Source organism: Mammaliicoccus sp. O-M54 (genome assembly GCF_022386035.1).
GTDB lineage: Bacteria > Bacillota > Bacilli > Staphylococcales > Staphylococcaceae > Mammaliicoccus > Mammaliicoccus sciuri_A.
In genome coordinates this window covers 1-267 of the sequence record NZ_JAJNJE010000032.1, presented here as the reverse complement: position 1 = coordinate 267, position 267 = coordinate 1, and the positions used below count along the sequence as shown (strand labels likewise).

1 rRNA gene is annotated in these 267 nt (G+C 36.0%); it reads left to right on the top strand.

The window, feature by feature from the left end:
* Window positions 1–88, top strand: a 5S ribosomal RNA gene (gene rrf, locus LQ673_RS14755); the annotation flags it as partial.
* Window positions 89–267: the final 179 nt, after the last annotated feature.

Below are 267 nucleotides of genomic sequence, written 5' to 3'. Positions count from 1 at the left end.
CCTGTTCCCATGCCGAACACAGAAGTTAAGCTCTTTAGCGCCGATGGTAGTTGGGCTTACGTTCCGCGAGAGTAGGACGTTGCCGGGCAAAATTCAATTTTGACCCTTGGGTCTTTTTTTCTTGAAATTTTCTTGAAAAATAAATTGAATTAAATGTTGACACAAGAATATAACAAGTGTATAATAGTTTCTTGTGAGACAAAATGAACATTGAAAACTGAATGACAATATGTCAACGTTAATTCCAATAATTGAGTACTGAAAGTA